The 4,335-nt window shown below is 42.4% G+C and carries 4 protein-coding genes; 2 read left to right on the top strand and 2 right to left on the bottom strand.

All coding sequences use genetic code 11. The features are described from left to right. Positions 1-197: 197 nt before the first annotated feature. A complete protein-coding gene (locus tag QOZ98_RS18885; RefSeq protein ID WP_308788773.1) occupies positions 198-1,100 on the bottom strand; it encodes a DMT family transporter in 903 nt (300 codons plus the stop codon). Between the two features lie 106 nt (positions 1,101-1,206). On the opposite strand from QOZ98_RS18885, the gene QOZ98_RS18880 reads away from it, so the two are divergent. Both QOZ98_RS18880 and QOZ98_RS18875 read left to right on the top strand, forming a co-directional pair. Continuing rightward, a complete protein-coding gene (locus QOZ98_RS18880; protein WP_308788772.1) occupies positions 1,207-1,935 on the top strand; it encodes an MgtC/SapB family protein in 729 nt (242 codons plus the stop codon). Between the two features lie 16 nt (positions 1,936-1,951). After that, positions 1,952-2,938: a cation diffusion facilitator family transporter gene (locus QOZ98_RS18875; RefSeq protein WP_308788771.1), complete on the top strand. Its 987-nt coding sequence runs from the start codon at positions 1,952-1,954 to the stop codon at positions 2,936-2,938. Between the two features lie 40 nt (positions 2,939-2,978). Here QOZ98_RS18875 and QOZ98_RS18870 read toward each other — a convergent pair whose 3' ends face one another. Continuing rightward, entirely contained in the window at positions 2,979-4,142 is a 1,164-nt protein-coding gene (locus tag QOZ98_RS18870) for an iron-containing alcohol dehydrogenase (RefSeq protein ID WP_308788770.1), read from the bottom strand. Positions 4,143-4,335: the final 193 nt, after the last annotated feature.

Below are 4,335 nucleotides of genomic sequence, written 5' to 3'. Positions count from 1 at the left end.
GCGCGGGCCGTTTTGCGCGGCCGTTGCGTGTTTGTTGACGTTTTGCTGTTCAGTTTTCAAGGTTCAAGTTGTTCGCCGCGCTCATTGGCGACTTTATTAATATATCCTGTTTCAACCTCGATGTCAATACTATTTCAAAATATTTTTTCGTGTTGTCTCAAGGACATATATAAATATAAACCGCCACGAGCTAAAAATCAAGCTTTAATTTTTAAAAAGCGTTTTTTAATTTTTTGATAGTCTGCTACGAAGAGTGCAATCCCCGCTAACACGATACTTCCTCCGATAATTTGAGAAGCACTCAGATATTCTCCAAGAATAAAATAAGCAAGTATAGCAGCACCTACCGGCTCAAAAAGAATCGCAATTGATATTACATTGGTGCTTACCCATTTTATAGCCCAATTGAATAAAGTATGCCCCAACAAATTCGGAATGAGTGCCAGTAGCAGAAACCACACCCACTCGGACGCTGGATAAGGACCAAACGATTCCCCTTTAAATACAATATAGAAGAATAACGTTAAAGTGCTGATGCCATATACTACAAATGTGTAAGTTACTAAAGATAATCTTTTTCTAACATCCTGACCAAACAATAGGTAGGCTGTTATTAATGCACAGGCAATCAAAGCCAACAGATCCCCATAAAGAGCACTTCCACTTACCTTGAAATCTCCATAGCCAATTAAGACACTTCCCATGATAGCAATGGCTCCAGCGATGAGAGTCTTCAGGGAAACTTTCTCTTTAAAGAAGAAATATGTACCAGCGAATGCAAACAAAGGCTGCAAAGTAACCAGCACCGTTGAACTCGCAACTGATGTATAATTAAGCGACTCAAACCATAAGATAAAGTGAAATGCTAAAAATACCCCAGCTATTGAAGTAAAGAGCCAGTCTCTTTTGCTTAGCTTTTTAATTTCATGGGTATATTTCAGAAAGAAGACCGGGCTCATGATCATTACAGAGAACAGCATACGGTAAAAAGCAGTAACGCCTGAGTCGGCGGATGTCATCTTTACAAAAATAGCCGATAGCGCTACAGAGAAAACTCCTATTATAATAGGGATATACGGATGAATAGCCGGTTTCTCCATTTAAACACCTCTCTTTCCATTCTATCTTCACCGATAGCGCACCTGATAAGTTTGCCACTTTCCATCAGCAGAATCAACACGAGATTATAAAATGGAGGTTTTCCTTATGGAGTTTTTCAGCGCAATGCAAATTTCTTCATATGAAACTTTCTTTAAACTTGTTATTGCCGCTCTTTTAAGTTTAGTTATTGGTCTAGAAAGGGAACTAAAGAGAAAGCCTGTCGGACTAAAGACAAGTGTAGTCATTTCGACTTTCAGTTGTCTGTTGACGATCATCTCGATTGAATCGGCCTATATTGCACAAGGCAGCGAGTATGACAATGTAAACATTACAATGGATCCGCTGCGTCTCGCCGCCCAGATTGTGTCAGGCATCGGTTTCTTAGGGGCTGGAGTGATTTTAAAACGGGGCAATGATTCTATTTCCGGTTTGACGACCGCTGCCATGATCTGGGGAGCAGGAGGAATCGGGATTGCAGTTGCAGCTGGCTTCTATATAGAAGCAGTAACAGCAGTTCTGCTAGTTCTGATCGGAATAGAAGTTCTGCCTCCCCTGCTCTTTAAGTTTGGGCCTAAGCGCCTGAAGATGGTGGAAGCAAACCTAAAAGTTATCGTTGCTGATCGAACGGCTATCCGGGAGGTGTTGAATGAGTTAAAAAATGGTGGATCACTTATCGAAAGTATCTCTATAACGCACTCGAACAAGGAAAGTTCTACTGCCTTCCATGTACTATCGATCCGCATGTCCTTTTCTCACGAAAAAGATACTGTCGATCTGTACCAAGAAATATCCGATATGAAAAAAGTTTTGCAAGTTGAAATTGAATTGATTTAATCGAGGAGGAAGTTTTATGAAGGAATTTTTTGGGTTATTGAAAAATGGTAACAAGCCGTCTTTGATGGCAGCAGTAATTAATACGTTTATCGCAATTATGAAAGGGGTCGCATTTACCTTTACAGGAAATGTTGCGATGTTTGCTGAGACGATGCACTCAATCGGTGATGCAGCCAACCAGTATTTCGTCTTTATCGGTTCAGCCCTTTCAAAGAAAGCACCTACTAAAAGATTCCCCAATGGGTTTGGGCGCCTATTGAACATTGTTCTACTAGGAGCAGTATTGATTGTTGGTATCATGGCATATGAAACCATCATCGAAGGGTGGCATCAATTGTCCGACCCTGTGGAAGCAGAAGGATTTATCATCAGTGTTGTGGTATTATCAATTGCAATTATTCTTGAGTTTTTCGTTCTTTATAAAGCCGGCAAGGAAATTTTGCATGAAACCGGCGTCAAAGGTGGAGCAATGGCTCCTTTGACCACAAGTTTCACCCTTTTAGACAGAGCTAAGCCAGCAACAAAATTGGTTTTTTTGGAAGACTTAGTTGCCACTGCAGGTGGTATCTTAGCCTTGATCGCCGTATTGATCGCGCACTATACCGGCTTCCTGCAAGTTGAAGGTGCTGCTTCAATCGCTATCGGCTTTATGATGCTATATGTCGTTGGGAAAATCTTTCTGGATAATGCCCGTGGAGCCATTGGTGAAACGGATGAACAAATGGTTAATCACATCGCGCACATATTGAGCGATCACCCTGACGTCCGCGACATAAAAGAACTGGAAGTTGTCAAAGAAGGCGAATTCCTTCATGTCGAAACTAAAATTGAAGTTGATCCAAATTTAAATGTCTCTCAGGCTGATGCTTTACAGGAACGGTTGGCAGAAATTATCCTCAGCCAACCGAGTGTCGATGACGTAATTGTTTCTCTCGATGCAGACGATGGCGAAACCCATTGGACGCATTTGAGCAGCCGCCCAGCATCACTAGAAAACAAATAAACAAAGAAAAAAGGCTCGGCGCTAAGCGCTGAGCCTTTTTTTATAGAGAAGCTTGAAGAATTTCTTTGACGTCTTCGCCTTTTAATTTTGCAAAGTTGCCGAATTCGCCATAGACCATAGCTTTTTCAACCATCAAATCAATTTTTGAATCATCAATGTCGTAGTAGTCCAAGCGCGTCGGTGCTCCGAGTGAAGTCCAGAACGCAGACAGACGATCGATTCCTTCGTACGCGATATCGGATTCTGACTTTCCTGCTGGGTCCACATCAAAGACACGAACCGCCATTTGAGCAAAACGCGCCGGATTGATTTTCACATTGTGGCGCATCCATTGCGGGAAGAGAATCGCCAATCCACCTGCATGGGGAATGTCATATACAGCCGACACGGCGTGCTCGATATTGTGTGAGCCCCAATCGCCTCTATAGCCCATTTCAAGGAATTTGTTCAAAGCCATTGTTCCGGCAAACAAAATCGTTTCACGGTGTTCATAGTTTTGACGGTCTTCCATCAATTTCGGTGCAGTTTCGATAACTGCTTTCAAGACACCTTCGCACATCCGGTCCTGGACTGGCGTATTAGTGGCATCGTTGAAGTATTGTTCAAAAATATGGGACATCATGTCCACAATTCCGTAGACCGTATGGTTTTCCGGTACCGATAATGTATAAGTCGGATCAAGGATTGAGAATTGCGGGAACGACAACGGGCTTCCCCAGCCATATTTTTCCTGCGTTTCTTCATTCGTTATTACCGAACCTGCATTCATTTCAGAGCCGGTTGCTGCGATTGTCAAGACTGTTCCAAATGGCAACGCTTCTTCTGGTTGTGCTTTGCGGGAAACAAAATCCCATGCATCTCCGTCATATTTAGCGCCGCAAGCGATAAGTTTGGTGCAGTCAATAACAGAGCCGCCACCTACTGCCAAAATCATCTCGATGCCTTCTTTTTTACAGATGTCGATGCCTTTTCTTGCAGTCGAAATCCGTGGATTTGGCTCTACTCCGGACAACTCGAAAACTTCCAAATCAGCTTCTGACAACATTTGAATGACTTCGTCGTAAAGGCCGTTCTTCTTGATGCTGCCGCCACCATAAACAAGCAATACTTTCTTGCCGAATTTCGGCAATTCTTTCTTAGCCGCCTGAAGCTGGCCTTTTCCAAAAATAAGTTTTACCGGGTTGTAAAATGAAAATGCATTCATCCAATCATCCTCCTCTATTCAGATTATATTATGGAGTTTCCCAAATTAAAAAGCAAAAGATTGAGACAGAAAAACCGCCTGGATTGGAATCCAGGCGGTTTTCAGGCTGTCGAGAAACCCTCTCGACAGCCTTTTTTTGTTTATTTTGATATTTTTTTGAGGTAAACTAAAAGAAAATGAAGGAGCGATGTCC

This window comes from Planomicrobium stackebrandtii (genome assembly GCF_030814955.1).
GTDB lineage: Bacteria > Bacillota > Bacilli > Bacillales_A > Planococcaceae > Planococcus > Planococcus stackebrandtii.
The sequence above is the reverse complement of the archived record's forward strand: the minus strand, read 5'-3'. Positions and strand labels throughout refer to the sequence as shown.